The organism is Curtobacterium sp. Curtsp22, assembly GCF_059492135.1.
This window is the reverse complement of record NZ_CP168519.1, coordinates 687,495-705,719: the sequence shown is the minus strand read 5'-3', so window position 1 is coordinate 705,719 and position 18,225 is coordinate 687,495. Positions and strand designations below refer to the sequence as shown.

The window sequence follows — 18,225 nt, the reverse complement described above, 5'->3', positions numbered from 1 at the left end:
GCTGAACGGATCGGAGGCTATGCCGGGTCCCTATCAGCGGTCTCGGAGCGTGCTTGGCGTGGACGATACGCCGAGGGCGAGCAGACGGCTCCGGTGTCAGGGGTGCCGACTACCGTGGTGGGCATGGCAGTGTCAATCGAGCCCACGCGCGCGGTCCGCCCGTTCGAGGTCATCAGCGAGTACTCGCCGAGCGGCGACCAGCCCGCGGCGATCGCCGAACTGGCCGGTCGCATCAACGCCGGTGAGACCGACGTCGTGCTGCTCGGTGCGACCGGTACGGGCAAGTCGGCGACGACCGCGTGGCTCATCGAGCAGGTGCAGCGGCCGACGCTCGTGCTCGCGCACAACAAGACCCTGGCGGCCCAGCTCGCGAACGAGTTCCGGAGCCTGCTGCCGAACAACGCCGTCGAGTACTTCGTCTCGTACTACGACTACTACCAGCCCGAGGCGTACGTCCCGCAGACGGACACCTTCATCGAGAAGGACTCCTCGGTCAACGCCGAGGTCGAGCGGCTCCGGCACTCGACGACGAACTCGCTGCTCAGCCGGCGCGACGTCGTGGTGGTCTCGACGGTGTCCTGCATCTACGGCCTGGGGACGCCGGAGCAGTACATGAACGCGTCGGTCGCGCTGCACGTCGGCCAGACCATCTCCCGCGACCAGCTCGTCCGCAAGTTCGTCGCGATGCAGTACCAGCGGAACGACGTCGACTTCGCACGAGGGACCTTCCGGGTCCGCGGCGACACGCTCGAGATCATCCCGATGTACGAAGAGCACGCGATCCGCATCGAGATGTTCGGCGACGAGGTCGAGGCCCTGTCGTACCTGCACCCGCTCACCGGCAACGTGATCGAGGACATGCCCGCCGTGTCGATCTTCCCGGCGTCGCACTACGTCGCCGACACCGAGGTCATGCACCGGGCGATCGCCACGATCAAGGACGAACTCGCCGAGCGCCTGGCCGAGCTCGAGGGGCAGGGCAAGCTGCTCGAGGCCCAGCGGCTCCGGATGCGCACCACGTTCGACATCGAGATGATGGAGCAGATCGGCTTCTGTTCCGGCATCGAGAACTACTCGCGCCACATGGACGGCCGTGCCGCGGGGGAACCGCCGCACTGCCTGCTCGACTTCTTCCCGGACGACCTCCTCATCGTGATCGACGAGTCGCACGTCACCGTGCCCCAGATCGGCGCGATGTACGAAGGGGACGCCTCCCGCAAGCGCACGCTGGTCGAGCACGGGTTCCGCCTGCCGAGCGCCCTCGACAACCGACCGCTCACCTGGGAAGAGTTCCTCGAGCGCTCCGGCCAGAAGGTCTACCTGTCGGCGACCCCGGGCCGGTACGAACTCGGCGTGACCGACAGCGTCGTCGAGCAGATCATCCGCCCGACGGGCCTGGTCGACCCCGAGATCGTCGTGAAGCCGAGCGACGGCCAGATCGACGACCTGCTCGAGGAGATCAACCAGCGCGTCGAGAAGGACGAGCGCGTGCTCGTCACGACGCTGACCAAGCGCATGGCCGAGGAACTCACCGACTTCCTCGGCAACGCCGGCGTCCGGGTCCGGTACCTGCACTCCGACGTCGACACCCTCAAGCGCGTCGAGCTGCTGACCGAACTGCGCCAGGGCGTCTACGACGTGCTCGTCGGCATCAACCTCCTGCGCGAGGGGCTCGATCTGCCCGAGGTCTCGCTCGTGGCGATCCTCGACGCCGACAAGGAAGGCTTCCTCCGCTCGTCGACGTCCCTCATCCAGACGATCGGTCGTGCCGCCCGCAACGTCTCGGGCCAGGTGCTGATGTACGCCGACAAGATGACCGACTCGATGAAGACCGCGATCGAGGAGACCGACCGGCGCCGCGAGAAGCAGGTGGCGTACAACACCGAGCGCGGCATCGACCCGCAGCCCCTGCGCAAGAAGATCGCCGACATCACCGAGATCCTGGCGCGTGAGAACGACGACACGAAGGCGCTGCTCGAAGGTCGCCCCGGAGCGGACGGCCGACGCTCGCCGACGCCGAACCTCAAGCGCGGCGGGATCGCGGGCGAGGGGGCGATGCAGCTCGAAGCGACCATCGGCGACCTCAACGAGCAGATGCTGCAGGCGGCGGCCGAGCTGAAGTTCGAACTCGCCGCACGGCTCCGCGACGAGGTGCAGGACCTCAAGAAGGCGCTGCGCCAGATGGAGTCGGCGGGCCATGTCAGCTGACGCCGGCGCGCGCGCCGCGCGCGACGGGTCTCGTCGCACGGTCGTCGTCACCGGTGCGAGTGCTGGCCTCGGGTACTTCGCCGCGGAGCGGCTCGCCGCCGCCGGTCACCGCGTCGTCCTCGCGACCCGCAGCCGCGAGCGCGCTGCGGCGGCCGAGCGGAGCATCCGTCGCCACGTGGACGGCGCCGACCTCGCGCACGTGCACCTCGACCTCGCCGACCTCGACAGCGTGCGGGCAGCCGCCGACGAGCTCGCGGCGCTGCAGCCGGAGGGTGTCGACGCGATCGTGAACAACGCCGGCGTGGTGGGCGCGAGCACGATGCAGCGGACGGCCCAGGGCACCGAGCTGCAGGTGGGCACGAACCACCTCGGGCACTTCGCCTGGACGGCGCTGACGCTCCCGCTGCTCGACCGCCGCGCGGGGCGCGTGGTGCACCTCGGGTCGATCGCACACCGGTGGGCACGGCTCGACCCGGCGGACCCGCTCGGCGCGAGCCACTACTCCAGCTACCGCCAGTACGGGCGGAGCAAGCTCGCGGTCATGCTCTTCGGCTTCGAGCTCGCCGAACGCCTCGCCGATGCCGGGTCACCGGTCTCCAGCGTCGTCGCGCATCCCGGGTTCGCGCTCGACCTGCTGTCACCCGAGCGTCCCGACGTCGCATCGTCCCGATCGGAGCCGGCGTGGACCCGTCCGGCGCAGCGGCTGTACGCCCAGGGCAAGGACGCCGGCGCCGACTCGCTCGTGCACGCGGCGATCGCCGACGGCGTCCGCTCCGGCGAGTACTGGGGGCCGTCGGGCTGGATGCAGCTCCGGGGGCCGGCAGCGGTCGTCCGGGCCGAACCGCGGGCCCACGACCGAGCCGAGGCCGCCCGGCTGTGGGTGGCGAGCGAGCGTGCCGCCGGGGTCGCGTTCGCTCTCGACGCACTCGTCTGACCGTCCATCGCGGCCGAATGTCGGTGCCGCTTCGTAGAATCGACGACGATGACCATCACCTCTGACCGCGGAACCTCGACGTCGGGCCGGAATGCCTTCGGCGAGCCCGTAGACCTCCACATCCCCGGCGGCACGGCACCGCACAGCACCTCCACGCTCAGCGTGCGCGGTGCCCGCGTGCACAACCTGCGCGACGTCGACCTCGAGATCCCACGCGACTCGCTCGTCGTGTTCACGGGTCTGTCCGGATCCGGCAAGTCCTCGCTGGCGTTCGACACGATCTTCGCCGAGGGACAGCGCCGCTACGTCGAGTCGCTGTCCGCGTACGCGCGCCAGTTCCTCGGGCAGGTCGACCGCCCGGACGTCGACTTCATCGAAGGGCTCTCGCCCGCGGTCTCGATCGACCAGAAGTCGACGAACCGCAACCCGCGATCGACGGTCGGCACCATCACCGAGGTCTACGACTACATGCGTCTGCTCTGGGCGCGCATCGGCATCCCGCACTGCCCCGTCTGCGGTGAGGTGATCAGCAAGCAGAGCGTGCAGCAGATCGCCGACCAGCTCATGGAGTTCGAGTCGGGCACGCGGTTCCAGGTGCTCGCGCCCGTCATCTCCAAGAAGAAGGGCGAGTTCGTCGACCTCTTCCAAGAACTGGCGGCGTCCGGCTACGCCCGCGCGATCGTCGACGGGGAGCGCATCCAGCTCAGCGACCCGCCCAAGCTCAAGAAGCAGGTCAAGCACGACATCTCCGTCATCGTCGACCGTCTCGTCGCGAACGAGGACATCCTCGGACGTCTGACCGACTCGCTCGAGACGGCACTGCGCCTGACCGACGGCACGGTCGCGATCGACCTCGTCGACGCCGAGGGACCCGGTGCGGTCCGGACCTACTCCGAGAACCTCTCCTGCCCGAACAACCACCCGCTGGCGCTCACCGAGATCGAGCCCCGCACGTTCTCGTTCAACGCGCCGTTCGGTGCGTGCCCCGAGTGCTCCGGCCTCGGTACCCGCATGTCGGTCGACCCGGACCTCGTCCTCGGCGACCCCGAGGCGTCCCTGCGCGACGGCGTCCTGCTGCCGTGGACGGGCACGAGCGGGCTGTACTCCTACTTCGAGAAGCTCCTCGCCGGCCTCGGCAAGGACCTCGGGTTCGACCTGGACACCCCGTGGAGCCGTCTCGACGCCTCGGTGCAGGCAGCGATCCTCACCGGCAAGGACTTCCAGGTGTCGGTGTCCTGGCGCAACCGGTTCGGCCGCGAGATGCGGTACACGAGCGGGTTCGAGGGCGTCATGCCCTACATCGAGCGCAAGTTCGCCGAGGCCGAGTCGGACTCGCAGCGGCAGCGCTTCCAGGGCTACCTGCGCGAGGTCCCCTGCCCGGTCTGCGACGGCACGCGCCTCAAGCCCGAGGTGCTCGCGGTGACGGTGGACGGCCGCAGCATCGCCGACGTGACGGACATGTCGCTCGACAACGCGTACGGCTTCATGGAGAGCCTCACCCTCACCGAGCGCGAGGCGCACATCGCGGCGGCGGTCCTGCGCGAGATCCGGGCGCGGCTCGAGTTCCTGCTCGAGGTCGGTCTGAACTACCTGACGCTCTCCCGTGGCGCGGGCGGGCTGTCCGGCGGCGAGGCGCAGCGCATCCGTCTGGCCACCCAGATCGGGTCCGGTCTGACCGGCGTGCTCTACGTCCTCGACGAGCCGAGCATCGGGCTGCACCAGCGCGACAACCGGCGGTTGATCGACACCCTGGTGAAGCTCAAGGACCTCGGCAACACGCTCATCGTCGTCGAGCACGACGAGGACACGATCCGCACGGCGGACTGGGTCGTCGACATCGGCCCCGGCGCGGGTGTGAACGGCGGCAACGTCGTCCACTCCGGCTCGTACGAGGGGATCATCGAGAACCGCGAATCGATCACGGGCGACTACCTCGCGGGCCGACGTGCGATCGAGGTCCCGGCCGAGCGTCGCAAGGTCAACCTCAAGCGCACGATCAGCGTGCAGGGTGCGCGGGCGAACAACCTCAAGTCGATCGACGCGGACTTCCCGCTCGGGGTGTTCACCGCGGTCACCGGGGTGAGCGGCTCGGGCAAGTCGACGCTCGTCAACGACATCCTCTACAAGGTGCTCGCCAACCAGCTCAACGGCGCACGGCACATCGCGGGCAAGCACACCCGCGTGAAGGGGCTCGACCAGCTCGACAAGGTCGTGCACGTCGACCAGGCGCCGATCGGTCGGACCCCGCGGTCCAACCCGGCGACCTACACGGGCGTGTTCGACCGGATCCGACAGCTCTTCGCCGAGACGCCCGAGGCGAAGGCGCGCGGCTACCAGCCCGGTCGCTTCAGCTTCAACGTCAAGGGCGGTCGCTGCGAGAACTGCTCCGGTGACGGAACGATCAAGATCGAGATGAACTTCCTCCCCGACGTCTACGTCGCGTGCGAGGTCTGCGGCGGTGCGCGGTACAACCGCGAGACGCTGCAGGTGCACTACAAGGGCAAGGACATCTCCGAGGTCCTCGACATGCCGATCAGCGAGGCAGCCGAGTTCTTCGAGCCGATCTCCGCGATCCACCGGTACATGGCGACCCTCGTCGACGTCGGGCTGGGCTACGTCCGGCTCGGACAGAGCGCGACGACCCTCTCCGGGGGCGAGGCGCAGCGCGTCAAGCTCGCCACCGAGCTCCAGCGCCGGTCGAACGGCCGGACGGTCTACGTCCTCGACGAACCGACCACCGGTCTGCACTTCGAAGACGTCCGCAAGCTGCTCCTCGTGCTGCAGAGCCTGGTCGACAAGGGCAACACGGTCATCACGATCGAGCACAACCTCGACGTCATCAAGTCGGCGGACTGGCTGATCGACATGGGACCCGAGGGTGGATCCGGCGGCGGGACGGTCCTCGCGACGGGGACGCCCGAGCACGTGGCGAACGTGCCCGAGAGCCACACCGGGGTCTTCCTCAAGGAGATCTTCGACGCGCAGGACGCGCGGGTCGGCAAGGAGCAGGCGGTCGGCGCACGCACGGCCACCCAGAAGCGTCCGAAGGCGAAGCAGAAGGCGGGTGCTCGGTAGGTGGCGGACACCGTCCCGTGGCGTCCGAAGGCGGGGGAGATCCCCACTGATCCGGGCGTCTACCGCTGGCGTGACGAAGCCGGCCGGGTGCTCTACGTCGGCAAGGCGAAGAACCTCCGTGCCCGGCTGAGCAACTACTTCGCACCGCTGCCGACGCTGCACGAGCGCACCCGGCGCATGGTGCTCACGGCACGGAGCGTCGAGTGGACGACGGTCGGTTCCGAGATCGAGGCGCTGCAGCTCGAGTACACCTGGATCAAGGAGTTCGATCCGCCCTTCAACGTCAAGTTCCGGGACGACAAGTCCTACCCGTACATGGCGATCACCCTGGGCGAGGAGTCGCCCCGGGTGATGGTCACCCGGAACCGGAAGATCAAGGGCGCGAAGTACTTCGGGCCCTACCCGAAGATCTGGGCCGTGCACGACACGATCGACCTGATGATCAAGGTGTTCCCGATCCGCACCTGCTCGGACTCGTCGTACAAGAAGGCTATGCAGACCGGCAAACCGTGCTTCCCGGGGCAGATCGGCAAGTGCGGCGGTCCGTGCTCCCAGAAGGTCACGATCGCCGAGCACCGCGCGCTGGTCGAGGAGTTCGTGCGCTTCATGGCGAGCTACGACCGCCGGGTGATCACGCAGCTGCGGCAGCGCATGGCCGCTTCGGCCGACGCGATGCAGTACGAGCAGGCCGCGAAGTTCCGCGACCAGGTCGGCGCGCTCGAGGCCGTACTCGAGAAGTCCGCGGTCGTGCTCCGCGACTCGGTCGACCTCGACCTGTTCGGCATCTCCGAGGACGAGCTCGCCGCGGCGGTGCAGCTGTTCTCGGTGCGCGGCGGGCGCATCCGCGGTGTGCGCGGGTGGGTCGTCGACAAGGAACTCGACATCTCGACGGGCGACCTCATCGAGCAGATCGTGCAGGGACAGTACGCGACGGGCGAAGAGCCCCCGCGCGAGGTCGTCGTGCCGGAACTGCCGGAGGACGCCGACGCACTGCAGCAGTGGCTCAGCGAACGCCGTGGCGGTCGGGGCACCAAGCTCAGCACCGCGCAGCGGGGTGACCGGGCGGGGCTCGCCCGGACCGCGGCGCAGAACGCGGCGCAGGCGCTCATGCTCTACAAGACGAAGCGCTCCGCCGACTACACGACGCGGTCCGCGGCGCTGGCGGACATCCAGGACGCCCTCGGCATGACCGAGGCACCGCTCCGCATGGAGTGCTACGACATCTCGCACCTGCAGGGGACGAACGTCGTCGCGTCGATGGTCGTGTTCGAGGACGGGCTGCCCCGCAAGGACCAGTACCGGCGGTACTCGATCGCCGAGACCACGGACGACACCGACAGCATGTACCAGGTGCTGTCCCGCCGGCTCGCGCGCCTCGACGAGGACGCCGAGCTGCCGGACGTCCCCGACGTCACCAGCGACGAGGTCGTCGAGGGCTCGAAGCCGACCAAGCGGTTCGCGTACCGGCCGCAACTGCTCATCGTCGACGGCGGGCAGCCGCAGGTGCAGGCGGCGAAGCGCGCGATGGACGAGGCCGGGGTGCACGACATCGCGCTTGTGGGCATCGCGAAGCGGCTCGAGGAACTCTGGTTGCCGGACGACGACTTCCCGGTGATCCTGCCGCGCAACTCCGAGGCACTGTTCCTCATCCAGCGCATCCGTGACGAGGCGCACCGGTTCGCGATCACGCACCAGCGGACCCGGCGGAAGCGGGACGTCCGGTCGCGGCTGTCCGAGATCCCGGGTCTCGGGCCCACCCGGGTGAACGCGCTGCTGAAGCACTTCGGGTCGGTGGCGCGCCTGCGCGAGGCGACGGCGGACGAGATCGCCGAGGTGAACGGTGTCGGACCGGCGACGGCGGCGGCCGTGGTCACGAAGCTCGCGCAGACGCCGACGAGCGCGCCGGAGGCCGCGGGCGCCCCGACACCGACGAGCGCTCCCGCCGGGGCCGGTGCGCCGGACACGGCGGTCGAACCCGGCACCGCCAGCGTGGCTGACGCCGCCGTCGAACCGGGCAGCGCCAGCGCGCCCGGCCCAGCCGGCGCGCCCGACCTGGCAGCCGCCACGCAGTCGGGCGCCACTCGCTCCGGAGGGCCGGCCCGGCTCCCCGAGGTGACCGACGACGGCCCGCACCTGCCCGCATGACGCACACCGCGCCTCCCGTGCGGCCGACCGACGGACCGCACCCGACCGGCGGACGGCACCAGACCCACGGACCGCACCCGACCGACGGACGGCACCCGACCGGCGGACGGCACCAGACCGACGGGCCACGGCCGACGGACGGACCGCACCCGACCGGATGACGCACCCCGAGCCCGGCGTCCGGGCGATACCCTTGTCCCGCAGCCGAGACCTCCCCGGGCGACGCGCCCGGGCCGCCACGACGGAGCCCACTCCCAGATGACCGACAGCGTCCCAGCGCCGACACGATCGCCGCAGCAGCACGACATCCTCATCGTCACCGGCATGTCCGGGGCGGGTCGTTCGACGGTGGGGAAGGCGCTCGAGGATCTCGGCTGGTACGTCGTCGACAACCTCCCGACGCAGATGCTCGCGCCGCTCACCGAGCTCGCGGACCGCGCCGGTGAGAAGATCCCCAAGATCGCCACGGTGGTCGACGTCCGCGGCGGCCGGTTCTTCACCGATCCCGAGCAGGCGGTCGAGCAGGTGCGCAAGAGCGCCTCGGCCCGGGTCCGGGTGCTGTTCCTCGAGGCGACGGACGCGGTCCTCGTGCGGCGCTTCGAGCAGGTGCGGCGACCGCACCCGCTCCAGGGCGAGGACACGCTGCTCGACGGCATCGGCCGCGAACGCAGTCGGCTCGCGGCCCTGCGCGAGGCGTCGGACCTCGTCATCGACACCTCCGACCTGAACATCCACCAACTCGCGAACGCCGTCACCGAGCAGTTCGCCGACGACCACTTCACGGGTGTCCAGGTGACCCTGATGAGCTTCGGGTTCAAGTACGGACTGCCCGCCGACGCCGACATGGTGGCCGACGTGCGGTTCCTGCCGAACCCCTACTGGGTCCCGGAACTCCGCCCGCACACGGGCCTCGACCGACCCGTCTCGGACTACGTCCTGGCCCAGCCCGGAGCCCGCACGTTCGTCGAGCGCTACGCCGACGTCCTCGAGCCGGTGTTCGAGGGGTACCAGCGCGAGAACAAAAGACACGCTACGATCGCCATCGGCTGTACCGGCGGCAAGCACCGTTCGGTCGCCATCGTCGCCGAGCTGGCGAACCTCCTCCGCGGGATGCCCGACGTCGCCGTGCGTGTGAAGAACCGAGACCTCGGCCGAGAGTGACCGTCCCTCCGGCCGCTCCACACGACGTGCGCCGGGCACGCGGACCCCACCAGAAGAAACGTTAGGAATGATGCTGTGCCGTTGACTGCCGAGGTCAAGGACGAACTGGCCCGGGTCGTCGTGAACCGCAACACGGTCCGCGCTGCCGAGCTCGCGACCATCCTGCGGTTCGCGGGTGGCCTGCACGTCATCTCGGGCCGGATCGCCGTCGAGGTCGAACTCGACACCCGGATCATCGTGCACCGTGTGCGCAAGGACCTCGCCGAGCTGTACGGCGTGCGGAGCGAGGCGTCGGTGGGGTCGTCCGCGTCCGCCCGTCGTGGCACCCGGTACCTCGTGCGCGTGCTCGAGGCGGGGGAGACCCTCGCCCGGCAGACGGGCCTCATGGACGCCCGCCGCCGCCCGGTGCGCGGTCTGCCGAACCGGCTCACCACCGGCAACCGCGAGGACCTCGCCGCGATCTGGCGTGGTGCGTTCCTCGCCGCCGGCACCCTGACCGACCCCGGCCGTGCCGCCGCACTCGAGGTCACCTGCCCCGGCAACGAGGCCGCGATGGCCCTGGTCGGCGCCGCCTCGCGGCTCGGCATCGCGGCGAAGGGCCGTGAGGTCCGTGGCGTGCACCGCGTGGTCATCCGCGACGGCGAGGCCATCGGCCAGATGCTGACCGTGATGGGCGCCGCCCGCACCACCGCCGACTGGGAGGAGATGCGCCAGCGCCGCGAGGTCCGTGCCACCGCCAACCGTCTCGTCAACTTCGACGACGCGAACCTCCGTCGCTCCGCGCAGGCCGCCGTCGCCGCGTGCGCGCGGGTCGAGCGTGCGCTCGAGATCCTCGGCGACGAGGTCCCCGACCACCTCCAGTACGCCGGCTCGCTGCGGCTGCAGCACCGCGACGCGTCGCTCGACGAGCTCGGCCAGCACGCGGACCCGCCGATGACGAAGGACGCCATCGCCGGGCGCATCCGCCGCCTCCTCGCGATGGCCGACAAGCGCGCGTCCGACCTCGGGATCCCGGGGACCGAAGCGAGCGTTCCCGAGGAGCTCGAAGGGGCCTGATCGACGGGCGTGACGACGTTCCGGACGGGAGGCGCGGTGCCAGCTGGCACCGCGCCTCCCGTCCGTCGTCGGGGTGGTCCAGAGCGGCGCTCGCGACCGTCCGGACGGACCGTCATCCCGCGCGGTCTGGCAGTGTCCGACTGCTAGGGTCGTTACGGCGACGTTACGGGGCGTATCGTCCACCACACGTGGGCCCGAAGGGCCACACGACTCCGAAAGCAGCGCCCCCTGGGCGCTCCACACCCACCAGGAGATCCATTGACCGTCAAGATCGGTATCAACGGCTTCGGCCGCATCGGCCGGAACTTCTTCCGGGCCGCACTGGCCAAGGGCAGCGACCTCGAGATCGTGGCGGTGAACGACCTCACCGACAACGCGTCCCTCGCGAACCTGCTGAAGTTCGACTCCATCACCGGCAAGCTCCCGGCGACGGTCGAGCTCGACGGCGACAACATCGTGGTCGACGGCAAGGCGATCAAGGTCCTCGCGGAGCGCGACCCCGCCAACCTGCCCTGGGGCGAGCTGGGTGTCGACATCGTCATCGAGTCGACCGGTTTCTTCACCAAGGCCGCCGATGCGCAGAAGCACATCGACGCCGGTGCCAAGAAGGTCATCATCTCTGCCCCGGCCACGGGTGACGACGTCACCATCGTGCTCGGCGTGAACGAGGACCAGTACGACCCCGCGAACCACAACATCATCTCGAACGCGTCCTGCACCACGAACAGCCTCGCGCCGCTCGCCAAGGTGTTCCACGACAAGTTCGGCATCGAGCGCGGTCTCATGACCACGGTCCACGCCTACACCGCCGACCAGAACCTCCAGGACGGCCCGCACAAGGACCCGCGTCGTGCGCGTGCTGCAGCCCTGAACATCGTCCCGACCTCCACGGGTGCGGCGAAGGCCATCGGCCTCGTCCTGCCGGAGCTCGCCGGCAAGCTCGACGGCTTCGCGCTCCGCGTCCCGGTGCCGACCGGCTCGATCACCGACCTCACCCTCGAGACCAAGTCCGAGGTCACCGTCGACGAGATCAACGCCGCCTACAAGGAGGCGGCCGAGGGCCCGCTCAAGGGCATCCTGCTCTACAGCGAGGACCCGCTGGTGTCGACCGACATCACCACGGACCCGCACTCCTCGATCTACGACTCCGGCCTGACCAAGGTCATCGGCGGCCTCGTGAAGATCACCTCGTGGTACGACAACGAGTGGGGGTACTCGAACCGTCTGGTCGACCTCACCGAGTACGTGGGCGAGCGCCTCTAACCCATGGCACTCCGCACCCTCGAGGACCTCGGCGACCTCGCCGGCAAGCGTGTCGTCGTCCGTTGTGACCTCAACGTCCCGCTCAAGGACGGCGTGATCACGGACGACGGCCGCGTGCGCGCGTCGCTGACCACCCTGAACACCCTCATCAACGCCGGCGCGCGCGTCATCGTGATCTCCCACCTGGGCCGCCCCGACGGCGAGCCCAAGCCGGAGTTCTCGCTCGCGCCGGTGGCCCAGCGGCTCTCCGAGCTGCTCGGCAAAGAGGTCACGTACGTCGGCGAGACCGTCGGCGACGAAGCGACCGCGGCCGCCGGGGAACTCGGGGACGGCGACGTCCTGTTGCTCGAGAACCTCCGGTTCAACCCGGAGGAGACCTCGAAGGACGCTGCCGTGCGCAGTGACTTCGCGGACCGCATCGCCGCCCTCGGGGACGCCTTCGTGTCCGACGGATTCGGTGTCGTGCACCGCAAGCAGGCCTCGGTGTACGAGCTCGCATCCGCGCTGCCCAGCGCAGCGGGGTCGCTCATCGAGACCGAGCTCGGCGTGCTCGAACGCCTCACGACGACGCCGGAGCGGCCGTACACGGTCGTGCTCGGCGGGTCGAAGGTCAGCGACAAGCTCGGCGTCATCGACCACCTCCTGCCGCAGGTGGACACGCTCTGCATCGGCGGCGGCATGCTCTTCACGTTCCTCGCGGCCCAGGGCCACGGGGTCGCGAAGTCGCTGCTCGAGGCCGACCAGCTCGACGTCGTCCGCGAGTACCTCTCGCGGGCGAAGGAGCTCGGCGTGACGATCGACCTGCCGACGGACGTCGTCGTGGCGTCCGGGTTCGCGGCCGACGCGTCGCACGAGACCGTCGCCGCGGACGCGATCGAGTCGTCGTCCTTCGGGGCGGACGGCATCGGCCTCGACATCGGCCCGGAGACGGCGGCGCGGTTCGCTTCCGCGGTGTCCTCGTCGAAGACCGTGTTCTGGAACGGCCCGATGGGCGTGTTCGAGTTCCCGGCCTTCGCCGCCGGCACGAAGACCGTCGCGCAGGCCCTGACCGAGGTCGACGGCCTCGGTGTGGTCGGCGGTGGCGACTCCGCCGCGGCCGTCCGGTCGCTCGGCTTCTCGGACGACCAGTTCGGGCACATCTCGACCGGTGGCGGTGCGAGCCTCGAGTTCCTCGAGGGCAAGTCGCTCCCCGGTCTCGAAGCACTGGGGTGGTCGCGATGACCCGGACGCCGTTGATCGCGGGCAACTGGAAGATGAACCTGGACCACCTCCAGGCCATCGCCACCGTGCAGAAGCTCGCGTGGACGCTGAAGGACGCACGCCACGACTTCGACGACGTCGAGGTCGCGGTCTTCCCGCCCTTCACCGACCTCCGCAGCGTGCAGACGCTCATCTCGGCCGACAAGCTCCCGATCCGCTTCGGCGCGCAGGACCTGTCCCAGTACGACTCGGGCGCCTACACGGGCGACGTGTCCGGGGCGTTCCTCGCCGCACTCGACGCGCAGTACGTCATCGTCGGACACTCCGAGCGGCGCACGCTGCACGCGGAGACCGACGAGGTCGTCGCCGCGAAGACCGCCGCGGCCGTCAAGCACGGTCTCGTGCCGGTGGTCTGCGTCGGCGAGACCGGCGAGCAGCGCGAGGAGCGCGGCGCCGGTGTCGTGCCGGTCGAGCAGCTGCAGGTCGTCCTCGACGCCGTGCAGCCCTCGGAGATCGTCGTGGCGTACGAGCCGGTCTGGGCGATCGGCTCCGGCCAGGCCGCGACCGCCGAGCAGGCGCAGGACGAATGCGCTGCGATCCGTCGCGGGATCGCTGCAGCTTGGGGCGACGAGGCAGCCGCGGCGACGCGGGTGCTCTACGGCGGCTCGGTGAAGTCGGGCAACATCGCCGGCTTCCTGCGCGAGCCCGACATCGACGGCGCGCTCGTCGGTGGCGCCTCACTCGACGTGCAGGAGTTCGCGGCGATCGCGCGCTTCCGGCAGCACGTCGGACTCTGATCCACCGGACACAGGCCGGTCGCCATCGTGCGGCCGGCCTGTGCCACGCCCAGCCCGGGGACCTCGGCCGACCACCTGGCCGGTATACTCGGATGGCTGACTGACACGAAAGGTACGTCGTGGCGATTCTCTCCGTCGTGCTGCAGGTCCTGCTCGCGATAACGAGCCTCCTGCTCACGCTCCTCATCCTGCTGCACAAGGGCCGCGGTGGCGGCCTCTCCGACATGTTCGGCGGCGGCGTGACGAGCAACCTCGGGGCGTCCGGCGTCGCCGAGCGCAACCTCAACCGCATCACGGTGATCCTCGGTCTCCTCTGGATCGTGTCGATCATCGTGCTCGGTCTCATCAACAAGTTCACGGCGGGGAGCTGATCCATGGCATCCGGAGGCAGTGCAATCCGGGGTTCGCGCGTCGGCGCGGGCCCGATGGGGGAGCAGGACCGCGGGGTCCAGGCCGAGCGTGTGGCGATCTCGTACTGGGATGCGCTCGGCAACGAGGTCGTGCGGTACTTCGCCGCCGGCCTCCCCGATGACGAGATCCCCGAGACGGTGGACTCGCCGTCGACCGGGCTCCCGGCTGGTCGCGACAAGGAGAACCCTCCCGTGGTCTCCAAGACCGAGCCGTACAAGACGCACCTCGCGTACGTGAAGGAGCGTCGCACCGAAGAAGAGGCGGCGCAGCTCCTCGAGGACGCGTTGCAGCAGCTCCGTCAGCGTCGCGGCACCGCGAAGTAGTCGCACGAGACGTCCGAAGGCCCCCGTACCGATCCGGTACGGGGGCCTTCGTGCGTGTGGTGGGTGCGCGGGGGACCGGCGAGGTCGCGCGACATGCCGTGCGGGCGCCGCCGAGGTCGCACGAAGCGCTGCTTCCGCGCGCTACGGGCGACACCTTGTGCGACCTCGGCGGGCGGGCCGGCGGGCGGGCGGGCGGGCGGGGCGGCCGCACCCACTGACGGACGGGAGGCGCGGTGCCAGCCGGCACCGCGCCTCCCGTCCGTCAGGGACCCGCGTCTAGTACGTCGACGCGATGAGGTTCTCGGGGACGTCGCGAGCGGCGTCCTGGTCCACGAAGAACACGGTGCGCTTGCGCCCCTGCACGCCACCGACGGGGACCTCGTCGACCGAGGCGCCCGCGAGCGCGAGCCCGAGGACCGAGGCCTTCTCAGCACCCGACAGGATGACCCACACGCGCTGCGACGCGTTGATCGCCGGGTAGGTGAGGGTCAGGCGCTGCGGCGGCGGCTTGGGGGAGTCGTCCACCGGCAGCACGATGCGGTCGGTCACCGTGAGCTGCGGGAACTCCGGGAAGAGCGACGCGGTGTGACCGTCGGGTCCGACCCCGAGGAGCGTGATGTCGAACCGGGGCGCGATGGCGTCGTCCGGCGCGGCGGCGTGCAGCTCCTGCTCGTAGCGGGTCGCAGCGTCCTCGATCGAGATGCCAGCGTCCGACGCCGCGATCGGGTGGATGTTCGACTCCGGGATGTCGACGTGGTCGAAGAAGTCCGTCTGCGTGCCGGTGATGTTGCGATCGGCATCGCCCGCGGGCACCCAGCGCTCGTCGACCCACCACACGTGCACCTTCGACCAGTCGACGCTCTCACGCGCCGGCGACTGGCCGATCGCGGCGAGGACGAGGGAGGACACGGAACCACCGCTGATGGCGATGTCCGCGCGCTCCTGCTCGTCGAGCACGTCGATGATCTTCGTGATGAAGCGTGCGGCGACCGAAGCGCCGAGGGCCTGCTTGTCCGGGTGCACCAGCACCCGCCGTTCGTTGGTCACGTGACTCCCGTGTTCGTGGTGGTCGACCGGTCGTACGACCACCGTCGGTCCGACCGTCCGGGCCGGCCGCCGCTCGCGCTGGACGAACGACGGCCGGCCCGACCGGTCGTGTGGGGCTTGCTCAGCCGGCGATGGACTCGCGCAGCTGGGGGACCCCGTGCTTGACGACGTCTCCGAAGAGGACGTCCGGGTCGAGTCTACGGAGTTCCTCGGCCAGGCAGTCGCGCAGGTTGCGGCGCGGCAGCGACAGGTCGTGCGTCGGCTGCCCGGGCATCGAGAGCGTCGCGACGTCCACCAGGGACCGCTCGAGCTCGATGGTGCCGGACTCGCGCACGAGCTTCACACCGTGGATGCCGCTCGACCCGGTCGCACGCGGCGACGTGACGACGGCCACCGGCACCTCGAGCTGCAGCTGCAGCCACGCGGCGAGCAGGATCGTCGACGGGCTGTCGTACGCCCCCGAGACCTCGACGGCGGTGATCGGCTCGTACGGCGGCTGGTCGAGCGCCGCGGCGAGCTGGTTGCGCCACAGGGTGAGACGGGTCCACGCGAAGTCGGTGTCGCCCGGCACGTACGAGGCACCGAGGGCCTCGATCGCACCGTTCGGGTCCTTCTGCGCGGCCGCGTCGGTGATCCGTCGCTGGGCGATGCGGCCCAGGGCCGAGGCCGAGGGCTGCTCCGGGGCGGTCTGCGGCCACCAGGCCACGACGGGCGCGTCCGGCAGGAGGAGGCCGGTGACCAGGCTCTCCTCGTCGGTCGCGGTCTCGCCGTAGGCGCGGAGGACGATGACCTCGCTCGCACCCGCGTCGCTGCCGACGCGGATCTGCGCGTCGAGGCGACCGGGCGACTTCGTGTCGCCGTCGTTCTTCGACACGATGATGACGCGCATCGGGTGCTCGCGGGACGCCTCGTTCGCGGCCTCGATCGCCTCTTCCTCGTGCCCGAGGGCCGTCGAGATGATGAGCGTCAGGACACGACCGAGGGCGACGGCACCGCCCTCTTCGCGGATGTGGACGAGCTTCTTCTGGATCTTCGAGACCGTGGTGTTCGGCAGGTCGATCTTCATGGACGCCTCCAGGTCCGGCCGTCGCGGGCGAGCAGGGCGTCGGCGGATGCCGGGCCCCACGTGCCGGGACGGTACTGCTCGGGCTGGCCCTGCGTGGCCCAGAACTCCTCGATCGGGTCGAGGATCTTCCACGACAGTTCCACCTCTTGGTGACGGGGGAACAGGGGCGGGTCCCCGAGGAGCACGTCGAGGATGAGTCGCTCGTACGCCTCGGGCGAGGCCTCGGTGAACGCGTGGCCGTAGCCGAAGTCCATCGTCACGTCGCGCACCTGCGTGCCGACGCCGGGGACCTTCGAGCCGAAGCGGAGCGTGACGCCCTCGTCCGGCTGCACACGGATGACGAGCGCGTTCTGGCCGAGGGGCGACTGCGAGTTGCCGTAGACGTCCTCGGGGACACGCTTGAACACGATCGCGATCTCGGTCACGCGGCGACCGAGACGCTTGCCGGCGCGGAGGTAGAACGGGACGCCCTGCCAGCGACGGGTCGCGATGTCGAGCTTGATCGCCGCGTAGGTCTCGGTGCCGGACTCGGGGTCCATACCCGCTTCCTCAAGGAAGCCGAGCACCTTCTCACCGCCCTGCCAGCCGCCGGCGTACTGCCCGCGGGCCGTGGCGGTCGACAGGTCCTCGGGCAGGCGCACCGCGGAGAGGACCTTCTCCTTCTCGGCGCGGAGGTCCGCCGCCTTGAACGAGACCGGCTCCTCCATCGCGGTGAGCGCGAGGAGCTGCAGGAGGTGGTTCTGGATGACGTCGCGCGCCGCACCGATGCCGTCATAGTACGCGGCACGTCCGGCGACGCCGATGTCCTCGGCCATCGTGATCTGCACGTGGTCCACGTAGTTCGAGTTCCAGATGGGTTCGTACATCTGGTTCGCGAACCGCAGCGTCAGGAGGTTCTGGACGGTCTCCTTGCCGAGGTAGTGGTCGATGCGGAACACGTCGTCCGGAGCGAAGACGCTCTCGACGATCGCGTTCAGCTCGCGCGCCGTGCGGAGGTCGGAGCCGAAGGGCTTCTCGACGACCACGCGGCTCCACGAGTCCTCGAGCTTCTCGGTCAGCCCGGACAGCTTGAGCTGCTCGGTGACCACGGGGAACATCTTCGGCGGGATGGACAGGTAGAACGCGTGGTTGCCGAGCGTCCCGCGCTCCGCGTCCAGCGTGTCGACGGTCCGCTTGAGCTCGCGGAACGCCTCGGGGTCGTCGAACGATCCCTGGACGAACCGGATGCCCTGTTCGAGCTGACGCCAGACGTCCTCGTCGAACGGGGTGCGCGAGTGCTCCTGGACCGCGTCGTGGACGAGCTGGGAGAAGTCTTGGTCCTCCCAGTCACGCCGAGCGAACCCGACGAGGGCGAACCCCGGGGGCAGGAGCCCTCGGTTCGCCAGGTCGTAGACCGCGGGCATCAGCTTCTTGCGGGACAGGTCGCCCGTCACGCCGAAGATGATGAGGGTGCTGGGTCCCGCGATCCGGTTCAGTCGACGATCCGTCGGCAGCCGGAGCGGGTTGTGCTCCGGGGTGATTGCCACCGGTGACATGAGT

The 18,225-nt window shown here is 69.9% G+C and carries 14 protein-coding genes; 11 read left to right on the top strand and 3 right to left on the bottom strand.

Annotated features, from left to right (window positions below; translation table 11 throughout):
* Positions 1–135: 135 nt before the first annotated feature.
* From uvrB to ACEN8D_RS03340, 11 genes are all read left to right on the top strand, one after another.
* Entirely contained in the window at positions 136–2,208 is a 2,073-nt protein-coding gene (uvrB, locus tag ACEN8D_RS03390; RefSeq protein ID WP_070419051.1) for an excinuclease ABC subunit UvrB, read from the top strand.
* Positions 2,198–3,142, top strand: a complete 945-nt coding sequence (locus tag ACEN8D_RS03385) for an SDR family NAD(P)-dependent oxidoreductase (protein WP_413461327.1) — start codon at positions 2,198–2,200, stop codon at positions 3,140–3,142. The genes uvrB and ACEN8D_RS03385 overlap by 11 nt, the downstream gene beginning before the upstream one ends.
* A 48-nt stretch (positions 3,143–3,190) precedes the next feature.
* The gene (gene uvrA / locus ACEN8D_RS03380) at positions 3,191–6,217 is read left to right on the top strand and encodes an excinuclease ABC subunit UvrA (protein WP_413399507.1); all 3,027 of its coding nucleotides are present in this window, start codon (positions 3,191–3,193) and stop codon (positions 6,215–6,217) included.
* Positions 6,218–8,362, top strand: coding sequence for an excinuclease ABC subunit UvrC (gene uvrC / locus ACEN8D_RS03375; RefSeq protein ID WP_495601152.1), 2,145 nt, complete (start codon positions 6,218–6,220; stop codon positions 8,360–8,362). It abuts the gene before it with no gap.
* Positions 8,363–8,620: 258 nt separating this feature from the next.
* Complete coding sequence (gene rapZ, locus ACEN8D_RS03370; protein WP_070416211.1) at positions 8,621–9,523, top strand: RNase adapter RapZ; 903 nt, start codon at positions 8,621–8,623, stop codon at positions 9,521–9,523.
* Between the two features lie 75 nt (positions 9,524–9,598).
* Complete coding sequence (gene whiA, locus ACEN8D_RS03365) at positions 9,599–10,579, top strand: DNA-binding protein WhiA (RefSeq protein WP_070416210.1); 981 nt, start codon at positions 9,599–9,601, stop codon at positions 10,577–10,579.
* Between the two features lie 258 nt (positions 10,580–10,837).
* Positions 10,838–11,842 (top strand): type I glyceraldehyde-3-phosphate dehydrogenase, encoded by a 1,005-nt coding sequence (gap, locus tag ACEN8D_RS03360; RefSeq protein ID WP_070416209.1) that lies wholly within the window; start codon positions 10,838–10,840, stop codon positions 11,840–11,842.
* A gap of 3 nt (positions 11,843–11,845) precedes the next feature.
* Positions 11,846–13,063: a phosphoglycerate kinase gene (locus tag ACEN8D_RS03355; protein WP_413399287.1), complete on the top strand. Its 1,218-nt coding sequence runs from the start codon at positions 11,846–11,848 to the stop codon at positions 13,061–13,063.
* Positions 13,060–13,839, top strand: a complete 780-nt coding sequence (gene tpiA, locus ACEN8D_RS03350) for a triose-phosphate isomerase (protein WP_071296368.1) — start codon at positions 13,060–13,062, stop codon at positions 13,837–13,839. Before ACEN8D_RS03355 ends, tpiA begins: the two co-directional genes overlap by 4 nt.
* Positions 13,840–13,958: 119 nt before the next feature.
* Positions 13,959–14,210 (top strand): preprotein translocase subunit SecG, encoded by a 252-nt coding sequence (gene secG / locus ACEN8D_RS03345; RefSeq protein WP_056124375.1) that lies wholly within the window; start codon positions 13,959–13,961, stop codon positions 14,208–14,210.
* A gap of 3 nt (positions 14,211–14,213) precedes the next feature.
* Positions 14,214–14,573 carry an RNA polymerase-binding protein RbpA gene (locus ACEN8D_RS03340; RefSeq protein WP_070416207.1) on the top strand — a complete coding sequence of 120 codons (360 nt, stop codon included), beginning with the start codon at positions 14,214–14,216 and terminating at the stop codon, positions 14,571–14,573.
* Positions 14,574–14,849: 276 nt separating this feature from the next.
* Here ACEN8D_RS03340 and pgl read toward each other — a convergent pair whose 3' ends face one another.
* From pgl to zwf, 3 genes are all read right to left on the bottom strand, one after another.
* Positions 14,850–15,620 carry a 6-phosphogluconolactonase gene (pgl, locus tag ACEN8D_RS03335; protein WP_071296304.1) on the bottom strand — a complete coding sequence of 257 codons (771 nt, stop codon included), beginning with the start codon at positions 15,618–15,620 and terminating at the stop codon, positions 14,850–14,852.
* 121 nt (positions 15,621–15,741) lie between these two features.
* Positions 15,742–16,686, bottom strand: a complete 945-nt coding sequence (locus ACEN8D_RS03330; protein ID WP_070416205.1) for a glucose-6-phosphate dehydrogenase assembly protein OpcA — start codon at positions 16,684–16,686, stop codon at positions 15,742–15,744.
* A complete protein-coding gene (gene zwf, locus ACEN8D_RS03325; RefSeq protein WP_413398887.1) occupies positions 16,683–18,221 on the bottom strand; it encodes a glucose-6-phosphate dehydrogenase in 1,539 nt (512 codons plus the stop codon). The genes ACEN8D_RS03330 and zwf overlap by 4 nt, the downstream gene beginning before the upstream one ends.
* Positions 18,222–18,225 lie beyond the last annotated feature (4 nt).